15 protein-coding genes are annotated in these 18,593 nt (G+C 40.4%); 8 read left to right on the plus strand and 7 right to left on the minus strand.

The genetic code is table 11. From position 1 onward, the window contains the following. Positions 1 to 5 precede the first annotated feature (5 nt). Genes NMS_RS05240 through NMS_RS05250 form a run of 3 tightly spaced genes read right to left on the minus strand, consistent with a single transcriptional unit; the run spans position 6 to position 3,195 of the window. On the minus strand, positions 6 to 1,205 hold the full coding sequence (locus NMS_RS05240; protein ID WP_231862362.1) for an efflux RND transporter periplasmic adaptor subunit: 1,200 nt from the start codon (positions 1,203 to 1,205) through the stop codon (positions 6 to 8). Continuing rightward, positions 1,198 to 2,580 (minus strand): TolC family protein, encoded by a 1,383-nt coding sequence (locus NMS_RS05245; protein ID WP_041495760.1) that lies wholly within the window; start codon positions 2,578 to 2,580, stop codon positions 1,198 to 1,200. The genes NMS_RS05240 and NMS_RS05245 overlap by 8 nt, the downstream gene beginning before the upstream one ends. Then, the gene (locus NMS_RS05250) at positions 2,581 to 3,195 is read right to left on the minus strand and encodes a TetR/AcrR family transcriptional regulator (RefSeq protein ID WP_041495761.1); all 615 of its coding nucleotides are present in this window, start codon (positions 3,193 to 3,195) and stop codon (positions 2,581 to 2,583) included. 129 nt (positions 3,196 to 3,324) lie between these two features. Between NMS_RS05250 and NMS_RS05255 the strand changes: the two genes are divergently transcribed. Then, positions 3,325 to 4,308, plus strand: coding sequence for a polyprenyl synthetase family protein (locus NMS_RS05255; RefSeq protein WP_041495762.1), 984 nt, complete (start codon positions 3,325 to 3,327; stop codon positions 4,306 to 4,308). Positions 4,309 to 4,312: 4 nt separating this feature from the next. Then, complete coding sequence (locus NMS_RS05260) at positions 4,313 to 4,612, plus strand: hypothetical protein (RefSeq protein ID WP_041495763.1); 300 nt, start codon at positions 4,313 to 4,315, stop codon at positions 4,610 to 4,612. 33 nt (positions 4,613 to 4,645) lie between these two features. Here NMS_RS05260 and NMS_RS05265 read toward each other — a convergent pair whose 3' ends face one another. Next, a complete protein-coding gene (locus NMS_RS05265; protein WP_041495764.1) occupies positions 4,646 to 5,701 on the minus strand; it encodes a hypothetical protein in 1,056 nt (351 codons plus the stop codon). Positions 5,702 to 5,880: 179 nt separating this feature from the next. Beyond that, complete coding sequence (locus NMS_RS05270) at positions 5,881 to 6,432, minus strand: hypothetical protein (RefSeq protein ID WP_052476737.1); 552 nt, start codon at positions 6,430 to 6,432, stop codon at positions 5,881 to 5,883. 110 nt (positions 6,433 to 6,542) lie between these two features. On the opposite strand from NMS_RS05270, the gene NMS_RS05275 reads away from it, so the two are divergent. From NMS_RS05275 to NMS_RS05290, 4 genes are all read left to right on the plus strand, one after another. Beyond that, entirely contained in the window at positions 6,543 to 9,299 is a 2,757-nt protein-coding gene (locus NMS_RS05275; RefSeq protein ID WP_041495765.1) for a 2-oxoglutarate dehydrogenase E1 component, read from the plus strand. 4 nt (positions 9,300 to 9,303) lie between these two features. Further along, on the plus strand, positions 9,304 to 10,638 hold the full coding sequence (gene odhB / locus NMS_RS05280; protein WP_041495766.1) for a 2-oxoglutarate dehydrogenase complex dihydrolipoyllysine-residue succinyltransferase: 1,335 nt from the start codon (positions 9,304 to 9,306) through the stop codon (positions 10,636 to 10,638). A gap of 398 nt (positions 10,639 to 11,036) precedes the next feature. Next, entirely contained in the window at positions 11,037 to 12,506 is a 1,470-nt protein-coding gene (locus NMS_RS05285) for a hypothetical protein (RefSeq protein WP_148311337.1), read from the plus strand. Then, the gene (locus NMS_RS05290; RefSeq protein WP_148311338.1) at positions 12,496 to 13,089 is read left to right on the plus strand and encodes a DUF6705 family protein; all 594 of its coding nucleotides are present in this window, start codon (positions 12,496 to 12,498) and stop codon (positions 13,087 to 13,089) included. The genes NMS_RS05285 and NMS_RS05290 overlap by 11 nt, the downstream gene beginning before the upstream one ends. A 130-nt stretch (positions 13,090 to 13,219) precedes the next feature. Here the strand turns inward: NMS_RS05290 and fabD are convergent, their stop codons facing one another. After that, complete coding sequence (fabD, locus tag NMS_RS05295; RefSeq protein WP_041495769.1) at positions 13,220 to 14,110, minus strand: ACP S-malonyltransferase; 891 nt, start codon at positions 14,108 to 14,110, stop codon at positions 13,220 to 13,222. Positions 14,111 to 14,289: 179 nt separating this feature from the next. Continuing rightward, positions 14,290 to 15,216, minus strand: coding sequence for a dihydrofolate reductase (locus tag NMS_RS13680; protein WP_052476739.1), 927 nt, complete (start codon positions 15,214 to 15,216; stop codon positions 14,290 to 14,292). 54 nt (positions 15,217 to 15,270) lie between these two features. On the opposite strand from NMS_RS13680, the gene NMS_RS05305 reads away from it, so the two are divergent. Together NMS_RS05305 and NMS_RS05310 are read left to right on the plus strand one after the other, a co-directional pair. After that, positions 15,271 to 16,359: an aminotransferase class V-fold PLP-dependent enzyme gene (locus tag NMS_RS05305; RefSeq protein WP_041495770.1), complete on the plus strand. Its 1,089-nt coding sequence runs from the start codon at positions 15,271 to 15,273 to the stop codon at positions 16,357 to 16,359. Beyond that, positions 16,343 to 18,460, plus strand: coding sequence for a T9SS type B sorting domain-containing protein (locus NMS_RS05310; protein ID WP_231862363.1), 2,118 nt, complete (start codon positions 16,343 to 16,345; stop codon positions 18,458 to 18,460). The genes NMS_RS05305 and NMS_RS05310 overlap by 17 nt, the downstream gene beginning before the upstream one ends. Positions 18,461 to 18,593: the final 133 nt, after the last annotated feature.

Consider the following 18,593-nt stretch of genomic DNA (forward strand, 5'->3'; position numbering starts at 1 on the left):
TGCAGTTATGCTTTGATTCTAATTTTTTGATCTTCCTTGACGCTACGAGCACCTTCCACTATAATCAGATCTCCAGTTGCAAGACCTTCTGTGACTTCTATCATGTTGTCGCTTGTTTTGCCGGTCTTGATCAACTTCCTTTTCGCGACAGCTTCATTAAATTCTTCTCCTTGGCTAAGGTTGCTGGCCACCATCACGTATTGCTCACCATCTTGATTCTCGCTAATAACAGATAACGGCACAAGAATCGCATTCTTGCTGGTGTAGTCATTGATTTTTAATTTTGCGGTAAGATTGGGCTTTACATTTCCAGCTGGGTTCTTGACTGGTACTTCAATCTTGAAGGAACGGTTTGCTGGGTTTATGAAGGAACTGCTCTGTCTTACCTTACTGATTGACGTCTCGTTAAGAACCGGAAAATTGATTACAACTTGTGTACCTTCATTGACTGATGCGATATAGGTTTCTGGAACTTCTACCTCAATATACATGTCGCTTAGGTTGACCAGACGAAATAATTCTGTCATTCCTGGCGATACAACATTTCCTTGCTCTGTAATCACGTTATCAATCACTCCAGAAAACGGAGCGGTAACCACGCTTTTTGCGAGCTGCTGCTGCATGGATCTGATGGCGCTTTGTTGGGCCTCATAATTCGCTTTAGCCTGTAGGTACTGGATTTCTGACCCTATGTTTTGATCCCAAAGTCTTTTTTGTCTCTCGAAGGTAGTTTTGGCAAGTTGTGCTTGAACTTTCATTTGTTCGATTTGCTGGGCGATACCACCATCATCGATTTTGGCAAGGCGTTGACCTTTTGAAACTCGTTGGCCTTCAGTAACATAAACATTAGTAAGGACACCAGCGGTTTCTGCCATTAAGGTGATGTTTTGCTTAGTATCAACACTTCCTTGTAGTTCTATGTAATGGTTAAAAAGCGTGTCAGTAAGCTTTTCAACACTTACTAGAGAACCTTCTTTTTGCTCCGTGTTATCATTCAGGTATTTTTCTATACTGCTTATCTCGACCTCTAGTTCTTTTTTCTCATTAAGAAGCTCTGTCTTGCGCTGTGTGATGGCATCTGTGTCACCGGCCGCTATTAGGTCGTCAATGGATTGCTCACCACCGCCACAGGCGATTAACAAAGGCAATAATAGTAAGTAGGCAAATTTATTTTTCATGGTAGTATTCGTGTTATGGTCAGTCATTTCTAGGTGATAAATAATTAGGCGTGTTCAATACAGTCTCTAGAGCTGCCTTATTGGTAATTACTTGAAACATGCTGTTGAGGTATTCAGATTGTGCTTGGTAAAGTTGGGTTTGTGCCTGTCTTAAATCAAAGCTGGTAGATATACCTTCCGTAAACTTTATCTGGTTCTTGTTCTCAATACGTTCTGCCAGTTCCAGATTCTGCTTATTGGTATAATAGGTATCAATCGCAAGCTGATAATCGTTCACGGCGGTTTCATAATCCAACCTGACCTCTTGTGAGGTGCGTTCTAGATCAGTTTCCGCTTGACCCCATGCGATTTTTGCACGTGCTGTACGCGCTTTTCTGCCGAAGGATGTAAAAACCGGCCAGTTGATACTCACACCAGCGATGGATTGCTGGAACCATTGTGTATTGTTGTTGAAGAACACAAAGTTATTATCAAATGCCTGCGTTCCATAATTGACAAAGCCAGTTACGGTAGGCAATGCTTTGCTGCGCTCTAGCTTATATTCCAGACGTCGCTGTTCTGTCATATTATAAGCAATCTGATAATCAACTGACTTTTCCAAAGTCAGGTCTTGAGCAGGTAGTGCAAGATCAATAGTTTTTACCGCAAGGCTTTCCAGATTATCTGTTAGGAAGACATTAGTTGCCAGGTCAAGTCCTAGGGCAAGTTGGAACATATTTATTGCAATCTCTGTTTGACGTTTTGCGCTGTTCAATTGATTGGTCAACTGCAATGTAGTAATCTGCAATTGTTCCACATCTTCTTCTTCAGTCAGGCCGTTTTCAAAGATCTTTCTGGTCTCCTCCAGATTTTCCTTGACAGTTTCTAGGTTTTTGGTAATGATATCCACATTTTCTTGGGAAAGCAACACACCACCATAGGCGTTAATAACACCTTTGCGTACTTCTAGCTTTGTTTTGTTATTGGCATTTTCAGAAAAGTCCAGAAAGGTTTTAGATGCTTCCAGTGCAACAATGTAACTGCCGTCAAAGATGATCTGGTTCAATGTCGCAGTAAGATTGGCACTTTGTTTAGGGGAAAAGGCCACCGGTACAAATGTTCCAGGTTCTCCACCTGCAATTTCAGCGGGTAATGGCGTGATGGGCTGCTTCAATTGATTTTGATAATCAGCGGTTCCCGTGATTTGTGGCAATCCTGTAGCTGTGGTTTCCCATTTTTGCTTTAATGCTTTGACAATATCTCTTTTGGCGTTGATCGCTTGATAGTTATTTTCCAGAGCAAAGTTGATTGCTTCTTCTACTGTGAAACTATAGTTGTTAGGTGTTTCTTGAGATTCTTGTGAGTTCGCTTTCGCGAAAGCGAAAAAAACCAGAAGCACTAAGGTGTTTTTGATTATTGACATTTAATCGTGGTTTGATTGGGTAATTTCATTTAAAATCTGACGTCCTGCAGGGGTGACAATCCCGCGCAGATGGTACTCTAAATACTGATCGTACAATTCATGAACCGGATATTGATCTGGAGGGAAAACGGTAATTTCCTTAATGCCCTGAAGGCCTATAAAGTACATACGGGCAATGAATCCAGTATCTATGTTATCCCGATAAAGCCCCAGTTCCATACCTCGCTGCACATTTTTCTGGATACATCCATTCATGTGGTCAAACTGCATAAGCTCTACTTTTTTATGAACCTCAGGATAGTATTTCTTAAGTTGATAAATAGGTGAGGTGTTGTCGCCTTTAAGTTGCTGCATGACAAATTTCTTGACATCGTACAACTCTTCAATAGGGTTAGCACTCTCTGACGCAGAAATGGCATCCACACCGTCGCAAACTTTAGTGCAGAAATGTAGAGAAGCATCATGTACTAAAGATGCTTTAGTCTTAAAATGGGCGTAGAGCGTTTTCTTGCTCATACCAATTTTACTGGCAATCTCGTCCATAGTCACACTCTTAAACCCTAAGGTCAAGAAGAGATCCATCGACTCTTTTAATATTAAATCTTTTGTTTCCATAAAATTGAGGTGCAAAAATACACTAAGGAAACTTTTAAAACTACTAAAGTTTCCAAAGTTTTAAAATTGTTTAACGATAGCCTTCACTTTCCCACTATGAACTAGGGATCCTTTCCTATTTTTGAACTCATGATAGGGATAGAAAATTTGAGAACAGAGTTTCTCGAGCATTTAAAGCGCACGGTCAACCATTCTAAGCCAGAGGGACTTTACGAACCGGTACAGTACATATTAGAATTAGGCGGGAAGCGATTGCGACCGGTACTCACATTAATGAGTGCACAGATGTACGGTGGCAAAGTAGAGCAAGCTATGGACGCTGCGGTTGCAGTAGAGGTGTTTCATAATTTCACCTTGCTGCATGACGACATCATGGATGCGGCAGATTTGCGTCGAGGACAACCCACCGTACATAAAAAATGGGATGTCAATACGGGCATTTTAAGTGGCGATGCCATGATGATTCTAGCTTACCAGTGTTTTTTGAATTATGAGGTACAGACATTTTACGATCTGAATCAACTATTTTCTAAAACGGCCTTAGAAGTTTGCGAGGGTCAACAGTACGATGTAGACTTTGAAACCAGAACAGATGTGACGGTGGAAGAATATTTATTAATGATCAAATTGAAGACCTCAGTTCTTGTAGGTTGCGCTCTCCAGATGGGAGCCATCATTGCTGGAAAAGAAATGAGCGAACAGCAAAAGATATACGATTACGGTATCCAGTTAGGAATGGCATTCCAGCTTATGGATGATTATCTGGATGCATTTGGTGATCCAGAGACATTTGGGAAGGAAGTAGGAGGAGATATACGAGAGAATAAGAAGACTTATTTGTATTTAAAATCCATTGACAATGCAGACTTTTCTGAAGAGTTACAAACCCTGTTTAAGCAAGATTACCAGGATCTAAATGAGGATCAAATAGAACAAAAGAAAGAGCGGGCGAAAGAGTTATTTGTCAATAGTGGTGGTGCCAACCGCACTCTTGAAGCGATTCAAGAATATACAGAGAAAGCTTTAAAAACCATAGAATCCTTAGACATGGAAGCCTCACACAAAAAGGTTCTCAAACAATTTTCAGAAGATTTGATGTCTAGAATCAGCTAGTGCTATGGAACTCGCTACAATACAAGAAAAATTAGAGGCAAAACACCACGTTTTCATGGTGTACCGCAATCAGGTCAACAAAGATCTGGAACGATCTGGTTTTGAAACTATAGAAGAAAATGAGCCGAATGCCTTCCTGCAAGAATTGGTTTCCGTTTTAAGTGAAGCTATTGAAGACAGCAACCCTAAACTGCAACAATTGTATTACCTGGCAGATGTACAAGAAAAAAACCTAGAACAAGGGATTGTTCTAGGCTTCTTAACTCGTGAGTGGGTTAAAATTAGATTTCGTTTAAATCAGTAAGTACTGCGAAATCTAACTTTTCATAAAGGAAATTTATTTCTGCATCTCTTCATTATACTCTTCCGTAGCGTCTCTTAATCGCTCTTTCATGGTTTGATTGGAATTGCTGTTGAACTCTTCCATAAATTCCTCGATAGCATCATTTTTGCGATCGTCATATTTCCTACGTGACTTCAATAACTCTTTATTAAGGTCATATAATGCTTCATCAATTTCTTCAAGGTTTTCTAGTTGTTCGTCAAGATCGACATCGGCTTGAGCTTTTTCAGCCTCGTATTCTTTCAACTCTTTTCTGACGTCAGCAACAGCGTCCATAACATCATCAATTTTCAAATAGGCTGGCATTCTCGCTACCATATTGTTGAAACTATTACGTAAGCTTTGCTCATACGTATCTTTGTCAGCAGTAGCAGCAGTAATCAACGCCTCCCAATCATTTTGTACCTGCCCATATTCTTCAAAATTGATAATGGTAATGTACCCTTGATCATCATAATTTACATTGTCGACAAAAGAACGGTAGGCATCAAAGTCAATAGTATTATCAGTTTCTAGACTCAATCGAACATCAACGATTTCATTGTTCAAATCTTCTACAGCTTCCTTAACTTTAGAAATATGTCTTTTAATAGTAGCTTCAGAAGTTGTGTTATCCTTTAAGTCTGCATTTAACTTATTCATAGCCATTCTTACATCGGCCACTTCTTTCATGACGAGATTCGTTTTTAAATAGGCCGGCATTTCACCTACAAAATATTCAAATGCCTGGTACGCTTCCTTACCAGACATCACTTCTCTGGTATTTGGTTTTACCGATAAATTTCTTACTTGGTTTTGAAGTTGTCCGTAGGCTTTAAAACTTTTAATAGAGACTTGGTTATTCTCATCTAGCACCACATTCTCGCGCATGTCATTTGCCATAGTTTCAGCCTCTTCTCGAGTCACTACAACTACCGCATCTACTTCTTCATCTATAACTTCTTGTTCTGTTTCATATTCAGAAACGGTGAGATTATCTTTCTTTTTATTGTCATTACATGCTATAAGGGCTATTGATATAGCGAGCATGCTCCATAGTGTCTTCTTCATTGTGATTGACTTTTTCACAATTTAAGTGAGAGGCAAGTCAGATTTTCCCAAGTATTCATTAATCCTTCTGAAATTTTGCTTAAAACCTCCTAAGCTTAACCTTTTTTTGAAAAGCGTTTGATTTTAATTAAGACTTTAAAAGAATAAGGAGCGGGTTTTCGCTTTCGCGAAAGCGAACTCTAGAACAAGACTCTTACAAATGGTTGGATTCCATTGCGATAGATGCTGCGACCTTCATTGTAGAGAATATCATAACGAGCGCCAAAAACCACAGGGCCAGTAGCATAGCCAGCACCTAAGAATAATGCCGGCACCCAGTAATTATCATCGCGGAACATAGGGTCTTCAAAATCCCGATTTACATTCAAATATTCAAAATCAGTACTCAATTGAATTTCAGGAATAGGCTGAACGATTCCTATAATGCTACCGCCTAGAATGGTGCTGGAATAATCTAAATTATCGCTAGCAAACCCGTTGTTGCGATCAAAGTTGCGATTGACATAACTTCCATTAAGTCCCAAACCTACGCCTACAATAGGATTCACCTGATAGACTGCCTGAGGAGCTAGCTGTACGGCCGTATAACCTGTGCCAAAACTTAACCCTAGATTGCCTCCATAGCGCACTTGATTCCAAAAGTCAGTGGAGCCTGTTTGAGCAGTACTAAAAAAGGACAATAAAAACACTCCTAACAGGGTTGTTAAAAAATTAAAACAGGTGCAATTCATCGGTATATCTTTCGGGCAATCGTTATAAATATACAAAAGGTTATGTGGTACAATGCCAATTCTTTACTTTTGCGAGAACTATTGAACACGGGAAACCTCCCGACAGATTTATGGACAGATTTTCTTTTCTGAATGCAGCGCACACTGCATACTTTGCACAACTTTACGATGAATACTTGATCAATCCTGACCGCGTTGAGCCGTCTTGGCGAGCCTTTTTTCAAGGTTTTGACCTAGGAATGGAAACTGCAGGCGATGGGGAAGTTCAAGTAGTATATGAAGATCGAGGAGAAACTAAAAGCGTAGACGTATCTGAAAAGATGCGTAAGGAGTTTGAAGTTGTTCAGCTGATTGATGGTTATAGAACTCGCGGACATTTGTTTACTAAAACAAACCCAGTACGCGAGCGTCGCAAATATGAACCAACACTAGAATTAAGCAACTTCGGTTTATCAGATGCTGATTTGAATACGGAGTTTGAATCCGGTGAATTGATAGGTCTAGGAAAAACCAGTCTCAAAAATATCGTCGATCACCTAAAGCAGGTGTATTGTGAAAGTATAGGAGTAGAGTACATGTATGTGCGCTCTCCAGAGCAAGTGAAATGGATTCAAAGCTGGTTGCACCGCAACAACAATCATCCTGAATTTGAGAATTCACAAAAAATACAAATACTTAAGAAACTCAATGAAGCAGTTGCTTTTGAATCCTTTTTACACACTAAATATGTAGGTCAAAAGCGATTTTCCCTAGAAGGAAATGAATCTTTGATTCCTGCACTAGACAGCCTTATTGAAAATGCGGCTGACAAAGGTGTCAACCAGTTTGTACTAGGTATGGCGCACCGTGGTCGTTTGAATGTGCTCTCAAATATCTTTGGAAAACCAGTTTCTGATATATTCTCTGAATTTGATGGGAAAGACTACGAGCAGACTATTTTTGATGGGGACGTAAAGTATCACTTAGGATATACCAGTAAGCGCAAAACAGATAACGGGAATCAGATCAATATCAACATTGTTCCCAACCCCTCACACCTAGAAACCGTTGGTGCCGTAGTAGAAGGTATCGCCCGTGCGAAACAAGACATGCACACTCCAGACGATTTTTCTAAAGTACTGCCTATCGTATTACACGGAGATGCTGCTATCGCAGGTCAAGGTATCGTCTATGAGGTCGTGCAAATGGCCAAGCTGGATGCATATAAAACAGCTGGTACCATTCACCTAGTAGTGAATAACCAGGTAGGATTTACAACCAACTACTTAGATGCAAGATCCAGTACGTACTGTACTGATATTGCAAAAGTGACTCTGTCACCAGTTTTACACGTGAATGCAGATGATGCAGAAGCCGTAGTTCACGCCATGAACTTTGCATTAGAATACAGAATGCAATTCCAGAGCGATGTATTTATTGACCTTTTGGGTTATAGAAAATACGGTCACAATGAAGGGGATGAGCCTAGGTTCACACAACCACAATTGTATAAGGCGATTAGCAAGCATGAGAATCCGCGAGATATTTATGCAGATAAATTGTTGAAGGCAGGTATTATTGAAGAAGGAACAGTTTCAGAAATGGAGAGCGCCTTCAAAGAAAAACTGGAAGACCAACTCGCTACCTCAAGAAAACAAGAGAATACTGTCATTACACCATTCATGCAAGATGAATGGGAAGGCTATGAAACTGCAGACGAGGACATGATGATGCTCAAGGTCGAGACGGGTGTAGCAAAGGAGAAGCTGGAAGAGGTGACTAAAGCTATTTCTTCCTTGCCAGAAGGTGAAAACTTCATCCGTAAGATTAAGAAGATTGTAGAGTCTCGTCAATCCATGTGGGATGACGGTAAGCTAGACTGGGCGATGGGTGAACACTTGGCTTACGGTACCTTGATGCAAGAAGGTTACAACGTTCGTATGAGTGGCCAGGATGTGGAGAGAGGGACTTTCTCTCACCGTCATGCAGTTGTGAAATCAGAGAATCACGAGAATGAATTTATACTCCACAACTTACTCGATGTAGAAGGAGTGATGGAGATTTACAATTCCCACTTATCTGAATATGGAGTGGTAGGATTTGAATATGGTTACGCCATGGCGCGACCAGAAACTTTGACGATATGGGAAGCGCAGTTTGGAGATTTCTCTAACGGTGCCCAGATCATGATTGACCAGTACATTAGTGCTGGCGAGGACAAGTGGAAAAACCAAAATGGACTGGTTCTATTGTTGCCCCACGGCTATGAAGGTCAGGGAGCAGAGCATTCCAGTGCACGTATGGAGCGTTATTTGCAATTGTGTGCAAAGGACAATATGTGGATGGCAAACTGTACCACACCGGCAAACATGTTTCACTTGTTGAGACGTCAAATGTTGGTGAATTACCGCAAGCCTTTAGTGGTTTTTACTCCTAAGTCGCTCTTGAGAAGCCCACGTGCAGTGAGCAGTGTTGATGATTTCATTACCGGTCATTTTCAAGAAGTGATTGATGTGGATGGTGACGCTTTCGCGAAAGCGAAAACCCTAGTCTTCACCAGTGGAAAATTCTACTATGACCTATTGGAATATAGAGAAGAACACGATCGCCAAGACGTAGCCTTAGTAAGAGTAGAACAATTATTCCCATTACCCATTAAACAAATTAACGAAGTCATTGAAAAGTACGGGTCTAAAGACATCGTATGGGCTCAAGAAGAGCCACGCAATATGGGAGCTTATGCCCACCTATTATTGCACATGACTGAAACCAGAAACTGGCGCGTATGCTCCAGGAACATGTATGCCGCTCCAGCCTCAGGAAGCTCCACGAGATCTAAGGCGAGACAGGCACGAGTAATAGAAGACGTATTTAATACCAACAAATAATATTATGGCTCTAGAAATGAAAGTGCCTTCACCAGGCGAGTCGATTACAGAAGTAGAAATAGCAGAATGGTTAGTCGCTGACGGCGATTGGGTTGAAAAAGACCAAGCCATTGCAGAGGTTGATAGCGACAAGGCGACACTGGAACTTCCAGCAGAAGCCAGCGGTATCATTACCCTAAAAGCTGAAGAAGGCGATGCTGTAGCCGTAGGCGAGGTAGTTTGCCTGATCGATACTGAAGCAGAAAACCCGAACAAAGGTGGATCTACTGATAAAAAATCAGAAGCGGACAGCAACGAGAAAGATGCTAAAAATGCTCCATCCTCAATGGGTAAAGGCGATGAAGGTGGTGGTTATGGTGGTAAGCCAGAACAGGAAATAGCAAAAAAGGACAATAAAACAGAAGACAAAAAGGATTCTGAAAAAGCACCACAACCTAACGATGCCAAGAAAACTTACGCCAGCGGCACGCCAAGTCCTGCGGCAAAGAAAACACTGGACGAGAAAGGTATCGATGCAGGATCTGTAAAAGGAACTGGTCGTGATGGTAGAATCACAAAAGATGACGCTGTAAAAGCAGAAGGAAAACCATCCATGGGAACTCCTGGATCTGGATCTCGTGGCGAGTCTCGTTCTAAGCTATCCATGTTGCGTAGAAAAGTGGCAGAACGTCTGGTTAGTGCCAAGAATAAAACCGCCATGCTAACGACCTTTAACGAGGCGGATATGAACGCGATTTTCGCTTTACGTACGGAATATAAAGATGCATTTAAAGCAAAGCACGGTGTTTCACTAGGATTCATGTCCTTCTTTACTAAAGCAGTCGTGAGAGCGCTGGAACTATATCCAGCAGTCAACTCCATGATTGATGGTAAAGAGATGATTTCTTACGATTTCGCTGATATATCCATAGCGGTTTCAGGACCTAAAGGATTGATGGTACCGGTAATTAGAAATGCGGAAAACCTTTCTTTTAGAGGAGTAGAGCAAGAAGTAAAACGTTTGGCATTGCGCGCGAGAGATGGTGAGATTACTGTTGACGAAATGACTGGTGGTACGTTTACTATTACTAATGGTGGAGTTTTTGGAAGTATGATGAGTACACCAATTATCAACCCGCCACAAAGCGCAATCTTAGGTATGCACAATATCATCGAGCGACCAGTAGTTATCGATGGCGACATCGTTGCACGACCTATGATGTACCTAGCGGTTTCTTATGATCACAGGATCATTGACGGTAAAGAATCTGTTGGATTCTTGGTAGCGATTAAAGAAGCATTAGAAAACCCGATTGAGTTACTGATGGATAATGATGTCAAGAAGGCGTTGGAGCTATAAGCTCGCTGCGTTCACAAGTTTCAAATCCCAAGCTCCAAATTTCAAATTGGAGCTTGGGATTTTTGTTTTCAGTCAGGCGAGTATTGGTGTTTTATCGATTGCCAAAATGCTTTTAAACCAGTATCGAGCGGCAGTCGAGATTTGGTTTTATTAGAATTCCTATCATATAGATACCGCTCTTTCTCGACTGCCGCTCGAAACGGCTAATTTATTAGGTCTTTATAGTGTAAAAGAGATGTTTGATCGAGCTTAGTTGATGTCGTTTTAGTAGTACTTAGTTCAAGGAATTCTCCTAATAAAAATTTGTTAACGATTTCTTAACCTTGAATAATTCACATTTAAATCCCTAAATCCCTAAATCCCTAAATCCCTACATTTCAAATATCAAAACCAACCAGATGATTTGGAATTTTAAGTTGCGTAACTGTTTTGTTGCGATTTTAGCAATTTGCTGTTTGATTTCTTGCGAGAAGGATGAGATACAGATCGTAACAGAAGAATCCATATTTCCAGAAATAACGGGAAGGGTTATTTCTGCTAAAGATTTGGCTTCAAAGCCTATCGTCTATAGTCGATTAATGGATTATTTGCAAAAACCAGTGGCAAAATCGAGTTCTGGTATAGAATTGGACACTTCTTACATTAAGGTTATGGAAACAGATCGCTATACCTCTTTTACCTTTAAGATTAAACAGGATTCTATGGAACGTCAACATGTTCTTAGAAACTTTATGCTAACCATGGTTAATGATACGATTCAAATACAGCATCTGGTGGACTATTCAGTTTTAAGTGATGGTAGTTTAGATATGAATAATATTCAAATGAAACGTCTGGTTGGAGAAGAGCTTTTAAATTTATGGCAGCCTAAGTGTGGAGGTACTACCGTTCGGTTTGAGAGCTATATGTCATGTTTTATGTCGCCATGCAGCTCTAGGTACGGTCACACGGATCCATCAGAGTGTGATTTCGCCAATTCTTCTTATGTTGGATCAGGTATCCCGCCAACGGAAGTTTGTATTGAGCTTTGGAGAGAAGTTTCTATTAGGGAGCCACGATGCATTGATTCCGGACCGAGCTCAACAGCTGGCGGTGAAGGCGATGGTAGCAACGGGCCTGGTGGATCGGGCACCGCAGCAGATACTGATGAGCAGCCAGATGAAGATGATGATATTTTAATTGGGATGGATCCTAATGATGGTCCGGACAAAGAGGTTATAGAAAAAGATTGCATCAATGTTGGAGAAAAATTCGGTGAGCCAAAGTTGAAAGCCGAATTAGACAAATTAAAACAAAATACACGATTGAATCACGAAACAGGAATTGATTTCCAGTCAAATGGTGAAGTTAAAAATCTTGAAGTGAATGGGAGGAATAGAGTAACGTTTATTCCTAATTTACAATCTTTAATTGCTGGACATGTACATGTAAACCAGATGATTGTTGGTGATAAACTGGAAACACAAATCCCTATATTTTCACCTGCCGATTTCAATAATTATTTACTCTGGTTGAAGTACGCCAAAAATAGCGGAATTGACATTTATTCAATAATTCCTTTCTTAATAATCGAAACTAGAGATATTAGAGGTAATCCAACTGGTAATTATGAAACGCTGGTTATTAAGTACAATGGTAGAGTTGAGGATTTACCTAATGCATATCCTTATACACCGGATCAAGTCAAAAAGTATGCAAAACGAGTTCCTAAATCTTTAAAGCGAAATTTTTTGAAGTTTTTAAAAAATGAATCAAATACAAACTTAGATAAATTTAATTTTTATAAAATTGATAATCAAGGAGAAGTTAGTGAGTTTTATCTTGACGATGAGAATATTCTTAAATCTAAAAAATGTTATGAAAACTAAATATCTTATACTCGTAATAGTTCTAGCTAATTCTATTCACTCAACCTTTTCTCAAACTTTAGACCTTAAAGTTTATTATGATTATATCTCTACAGGTAATGATTTGCCAGAAAATATCAGTCGCATAGAGGATCGAAGTGGGATATTAAATCCATTTATAGGTGTTTGGAAAGGTACTATTAACGATAGACAGATAACTCTAAAAATCGAAAAAGGCACTTACTTTGATGATTATTCTAATTCTACGGAAGATGTCTTATTAACGAGATTTCTTTTAAGCGATAGGAACGGTTTAACCATTTCTTCCACCTTCGATTTAAATAATGACGAGATATCTGTTATTCAAAGCAGGTATTTAAGTGACGGGATAATGTACAATGATTTTTACGAAGGAGGCGCTTGTGGCAACTGGGTACAATTAGATTATAAATTTCTTGGCAAGGATCCTACGACCACAAAAATAATGATGCAAGTAGGAACAGTGGTACGATCAGAAGAGATCGCTGGAGCCACACTTTGCACAAGCGGATTTCCGCAACCATCATTTCCAACGGGAGAAGATATCATTTTTACCAAGCAATAGCTTGGCTCTATGCAGACTATAATGTTTTCTTGATTAAGATATTTGTATCCTAAAATATAGAGGCGTACCGCTAACCTTAATATTGGTAAATGTAATCGTTCCCAATTTAGAGAAATCTAGATCCTTAAAATTAGATCCCTGGAGCCTCGGCTTGACTCACTGGAACACTACGGTCAATTTTCCCAATCATTCCTTGCAATGCTTTTCCTGGTCCTACTTCAATAAATTCAGTCGCACCGTCCTTGATCATTTCTTGAATGGATTGGGTCCATTTTACAGGTGCTGTGAGTTGGTAGATGAGGTTTGTGACAATATCATCTGTTGCTGTAGTAGCAAGGTTCGTTACGTTTTGGTAGATAGGACATAAAGGTTTTTCAAACTCGGTAGCGTCAATTGCTTTTGCAAGACGTTCTCTAGCAGGTTCCATAAGTGGGGAATGAAATGCACCACCTACAGGCAATACAAGGGCTCTTTTAGCGCCTTTGTCTTTAAGGGTAGCACAGGCTGCTTCAACTGCTGGAATTTCCCCAGAGATGACAAGCTGGCCAGGACAATTGTAATTAGCTGCCACTACCACTCCGCTTGTATCGCTGCATACCTTTTCTATTACATCATCTTGCAACCCTAATATTGCCGCCATGGTACTGGCTTGCATCTCGCAAGCATCTTGCATGGCAAGAGCACGCTCACTTACAATACGCAATCCATCCTCAAAGCTTAAGGCGCCTATTGCTGTTAACGCACTCAGTTCGCCTAGACTGTGTCCTGCAACCATATCTGGCGCAAAATCCTCTCCCATGACTTTAGCAAGAATCACCGAGTGCAAGAATACTGCAGGTTGAGTCACTTTAGTCTCTTTTAATTCGTCTGCCGTTCCTTCAAACATGATTTTAGAAATATCGAATCCTAGGATTTCATTGGCTTGATGAAAAAGGTCTCTAGCCACTTCAAAATGGTCGTACAAATCTTTTCCCATTCCTGTAAATTGTGCTCCTTGACCTGGAAATACGTATGCTTTCATGTTAGTTGTTTGTGTCTACAAAATTAATGGTTTGTGTCTTTATCAACGAGTACATTGATGTTTGAAAGTCAATATTTTTTTAACTTCCTAACTGTTCTCCTGCCTGCCGGCAGGCAAGCAACTGCGCTTGAATTGACATTTTTCTTAACTCTTAACTCTTAACTCTTAACTCTTAACTCTTAACTCTTGACTCGTTCCCAGGTCTCATAATCAAAGGAGTAATCGTGGCGCTCATCTTTCCCATGCGGTTCACTGCTTATGAGCTTCCAATGTTTAGTATCAATGTTTGGAAAATAAGTGTCGGCATTAAAAGTTCCATGAACCCTTGTTAACTCAATCTGGTTAGCGTAGGGCATTCCTAGAGAATAAATCTCTCCACCACCTATAATAAATGGATTTTGATCAGATCCTGTAGCGGCAAGTGCGGTCTCCATATCGTGAACTACAATGGCATTGTCACTTTTATAAGATTTGTCTCTAGTAACTACAATATGGGTACGATTAGGAAGTGGCTTGTCAAAGCCAGCGAAAGTCTTACGACCCATGATGATATGATGACCTGAGGTCAATGCTTTAAAACGTTTGAAATCATCTGGTAAATGCCAGACCAAATCTCCGTCTTTTCCCAACTCATTATTTTCTCCAGCGGCAGCTATCATGGTGATCTTTCTTTCAGTCTTAGCAGGTGCTATCACAGTTTTCGTTTCAGACATTGGAAAATTTTTATCCACCTTCACCTGCAATTGCTGAATGCGATCTTTTTGTTTTTGAACCAGTCGCTCGTATTGTCGCTTTTCCCATTCAGGTCCTAAAATTCTTTTGGTAATGAAAACACTGAAGGCATGATACACCAGAATCAAAACCCAAATCATAATCAACCAGATCCACCAGTCAGTTTCCAGCAAACTCTCACGTTCCAAAATAGGCGAACCTTCTACCGAATCTTGACGCACGCCAACAACTATCAAAGCCACAGACCCTAGAAGAAAGATCACAAAGTGAGTAAATAAGCCTCGCTTTTGCTTTATACGTATTCGTGCATTGTCAATCATCTCCTTTTGGTCGGGATCAATTGCCCCACCCGTTTTTTTCTTGCTACCAAACATTGCTTTACATTTATGTCAAATTTAATAGATACAAAGCCGCCTTCCTCTTAACCTATGCATAATTTAAAGAAGCTTTACCTAGCGCTGAATCATTATACGTACCTTGACACTGCTACCCACGGCCTGTTGAGTACTACGCTAGTGGAGCATAAGAGTAAGCTTCATCAACAATTAGCTGTAGGTGGGAGTATATACGCCGCAAATGCAGAAGAATTGATCCATAACGCGCGTCATACCCTTGCAAACTTCTTAGATGCTGCACCGCAGTTAACGGCTCTGGTTCCTAACTTCTCACTAGCGTTCAACGCTTTACTAGAAGGAATCTCATCTTCCCATACTTTTTTACTGGTAAAAGGAGATTACCCATCAGTGAATTGGCCTGTGGAAGCACGAGGTTTCAACTGCTACTATGCCACACTCAATGCGACTCTCGAGCAAAACATTTGGCAAGCTTGTGAAGAGCACCAGCCTGATTTTTTGGCGCTTTCGCTGGTGCAATACATTAGTGGTATAAAAATCAATTTAGATTTCTTAAAAGAACTCAAGGTGCAATTCCCTGACTTGATCATTATCGCAGACGCAACGCAGTTCATAGGCGTGGAAGAATTTCGCTTTCGCGAAAGCGGAATAGACATCATCGCAGCAAGTTGCTACAAGTGGCTCAATGCAGGCGATGGTAATGCATTTATGGCATTTAAGGAAGAAGTGGCAGAGCGAGTAAAACCAAAATATACCGGGTACAACAGCAAGCAAGGGTTTAAAAACGACCGTGGATCGTTCATGGGTCATTTTGAGCCTGGACATCAAGACAGTGCTTCATTCAGCGGCCTTGAGAAAGCAATTGAGTTTGTGAACGATTATAGTATTCACAACATCTGCTCTAAGATTCAACACTTAGCGACGACCGCTAAACATCGGTTTGCAGAATTAGATTTGATACAGCCAGAAGTTGTATTGCGAGAGCAGCATTCATCTATTTTTAATATATCAGGAGACCAACGGCTGCATGATAGGTTGAGAAAAGAAAACATATTGACAGCTATGCGTGGTCCAGGTATACGAGTGAGTTTTTCTTATTACAATGACGAGTCTGACTTAGATCAGTTGATCGAGTGTTTGAAAAAATATGATGACAGGTATTAGGTATATAGGGATACTAATTTTGTTTTTAGCATTACCGATCCTGGTGTGTTCACAACGAGCACGTCCCGACCCTAATGATTGTCGTGGCGCCATATTGATTTGTGGTGATACAGAATTAGGGCTTACCCCCAACGGTGTGGGCTATAATGAATTTGAGGATCCAGGAAACCCCACGCCAACTTGTTTAGATTTTGGGTCTTTTGCACAAGCTTGGTTCAAAGTAGAAGTAGGGTCAGATGGAACTTTTGAATTTGTTATAGAGCCAGACGACGGTGTAGCAGATTATGATTTTGCCGTGTTTGGTCCAACAACCGATTGCAGTAATCTAGGCGCAGCGATTAGATGCTCGAGTACGAACCCGCAAGCTGCCAATGTGCCAGCAGCTACAGGCTTAAACGCTACATCGACTGATGTTGAGGAAGGTCCAGGTGGAAATGGTGATGGGTTCTTAAGACAACTTGATGTGCTGGCGGGTGAAACTTATTATATCGTAGTAGCGTTGGCGGTTGGTGAAGGAGGTTTCTCCATAAATACAGGTGGAACAACCACATTCCCTCAGGCCGCATTTGCAAATGATGTACCTGATATTATGGAATGCGACGACGACGACGGCAGTCGGGATGGATTTAAAACTTTTGACTTTACTTCATTAAATGATGATATTTTGAACGGTCAAATGAATGCTGTTGTTTCCTTTTATACATCTTTAAACGATGCTAACATTGGAAACAATCCAATTAGCTTTCCTTTTACTAATACTACAAATCCTCAAGAAATCTTCTATCGTGTGGAACGCACAGATTCTGAATGTGCTGATTTCAATCAGTTTGAAGTTACTGTAGATGACAGTAGAATTGACACAGAAGCTGATGAAATTATAATTTGCTCGACGCAAGCCAGTGAAAATTTTGATTTAATATCTATTATAGATCAATTAGTTCCTAACAGCAATCTTTTTAATATCACGTATCACAACTCCCTAAATGATGCAATTATTGGTAGCAATGCTAGAGTAGAAATGGTTACAGTAACTCCCATACCACAGTCGATATACATTAAGGTGACTGACCCTATAGGAGCTCTTTGCGATGCGGTAATCAGTGTGCCGTTACGTTTAATGAATCCACCAGTAATTACAATACCTGCAGATCTATTTGTTTGTGACGATGATTTTGATGGGTTTGTAACCACAAATTTGAATGTGCAAACTACTGAAATATTGAACGGACTGGATCCATCAGATCATAATGTTAGGTACTATGCAAACGCAGCTGATCGAGATACAGGAATGAATAGTGTGACCAATTTTAGGAATACAATCAATCCGCAAACCTTATTCACAAGAGTTACTCAAATTTCAACAGGTTGCACGTCAGATGTAGAATTTCAATTGTTGGTAACTACAAAACCGACGCTCGCCATTCAAGAGCCTAAGATTCTTTGTTTAAATGCTGTTGACCCTATGCCTCTGACTGTAGAAACTGGCTTTGATCTGTATGAATGGAGCACAGGAGAGAGCGGCGCCAGTTTAAATGAAATTTTAATTGGTACTCCTGGAGATTATACAGTAACAGTTACCAATAGGTCTGGTTGCCAATCCTCACTTACGATGACCGTCAATGCCTCTGACATTGCTGTGCTAGATAGTATAGATGTTACAGACTTCCAGCGTGGGAATAATAGTGTGACTATTAATGCGACAGGACCAGGTGATTATGAGTTTGCAGTTGATAATGATGTTTTTCAAGATAGTCCAGATTTTACAGGGTTAGCTAGTGGCTATCACAATCTACAGGTGCGGGACAAAAATGGATGCGGAGTATATAGTTCGCAATTTGCCATACTCGATTTCCAAACATTTTTCACTCCTAACGCAGATTCCTATAATGATTTATGGACTCTTGATGCATTGTCAGATTTTCCAGAAGCCAGATTGCTGATTTACGATCGTTACGGGAAATTGCTCAAGCAACTTTCTCCAGATTCAAGTGGATGGGATGGTACATTCATGGGCGAGCCCTTACCTTCCAGCACGTATTGGTTCACTCTAGAATTACCAGACCGCCCTATAGTTCGTGGGTATTTTGCGCTCAAGCGATAAATTTTCTAGACTTAACTTTTTTGTGCCGTTCATTCATAGGCTTTATCTTAATTATAAATAGGCTTAAAATGAGAATCGATAAGATTATTGTGTTAATAATTGTGAATTCCAGTTAAAAGCTAGTGAATTACCT

This window comes from Nonlabens marinus S1-08, from assembly GCF_000831385.1.
GTDB classification, from domain to species: Bacteria; Bacteroidota; Bacteroidia; order Flavobacteriales; family Flavobacteriaceae; genus Nonlabens; species Nonlabens marinus.

Coding starts and splice junctions, on each gene's coding strand:
- NMS_RS05240 (WP_231862362.1), bottom strand. CDS start 1,205: ATGACTGACCATAACACGAATACTACCATGAAAAATAAATTTGCCTAC.
- NMS_RS05245 (WP_041495760.1), bottom strand. CDS start 2,580: ATGTCAATAATCAAAAACACCTTAGTGCTTCTGGTTTTTTTCGCTTTC.
- NMS_RS05250 (WP_041495761.1), bottom strand. CDS start 3,195: ATGGAAACAAAAGATTTAATATTAAAAGAGTCGATGGATCTCTTCTTG.
- NMS_RS05255 (WP_041495762.1), top strand. CDS start 3,325: ATGATAGGGATAGAAAATTTGAGAACAGAGTTTCTCGAGCATTTAAAG.
- NMS_RS05260 (WP_041495763.1), top strand. CDS start 4,313: ATGGAACTCGCTACAATACAAGAAAAATTAGAGGCAAAACACCACGTT.
- NMS_RS05265 (WP_041495764.1), bottom strand. CDS start 5,701: ATGAAGAAGACACTATGGAGCATGCTCGCTATATCAATAGCCCTTATA.
- NMS_RS05270 (WP_052476737.1), bottom strand. CDS start 6,432: ATGAATTGCACCTGTTTTAATTTTTTAACAACCCTGTTAGGAGTGTTT.
- NMS_RS05275 (WP_041495765.1), top strand. CDS start 6,543: ATGGACAGATTTTCTTTTCTGAATGCAGCGCACACTGCATACTTTGCA.
- odhB (WP_041495766.1), top strand. CDS start 9,304: ATGGCTCTAGAAATGAAAGTGCCTTCACCAGGCGAGTCGATTACAGAA.
- NMS_RS05285 (WP_148311337.1), top strand. CDS start 11,037: ATGATTTGGAATTTTAAGTTGCGTAACTGTTTTGTTGCGATTTTAGCA.
- NMS_RS05290 (WP_148311338.1), top strand. CDS start 12,496: ATGAAAACTAAATATCTTATACTCGTAATAGTTCTAGCTAATTCTATT.
- fabD (WP_041495769.1), bottom strand. CDS start 14,110: ATGAAAGCATACGTATTTCCAGGTCAAGGAGCACAATTTACAGGAATG.
- NMS_RS13680 (WP_052476739.1), bottom strand. CDS start 15,216: ATGTTTGGTAGCAAGAAAAAAACGGGTGGGGCAATTGATCCCGACCAA.
- NMS_RS05305 (WP_041495770.1), top strand. CDS start 15,271: ATGCATAATTTAAAGAAGCTTTACCTAGCGCTGAATCATTATACGTAC.
- NMS_RS05310 (WP_231862363.1), top strand. CDS start 16,343: ATGATGACAGGTATTAGGTATATAGGGATACTAATTTTGTTTTTAGCA.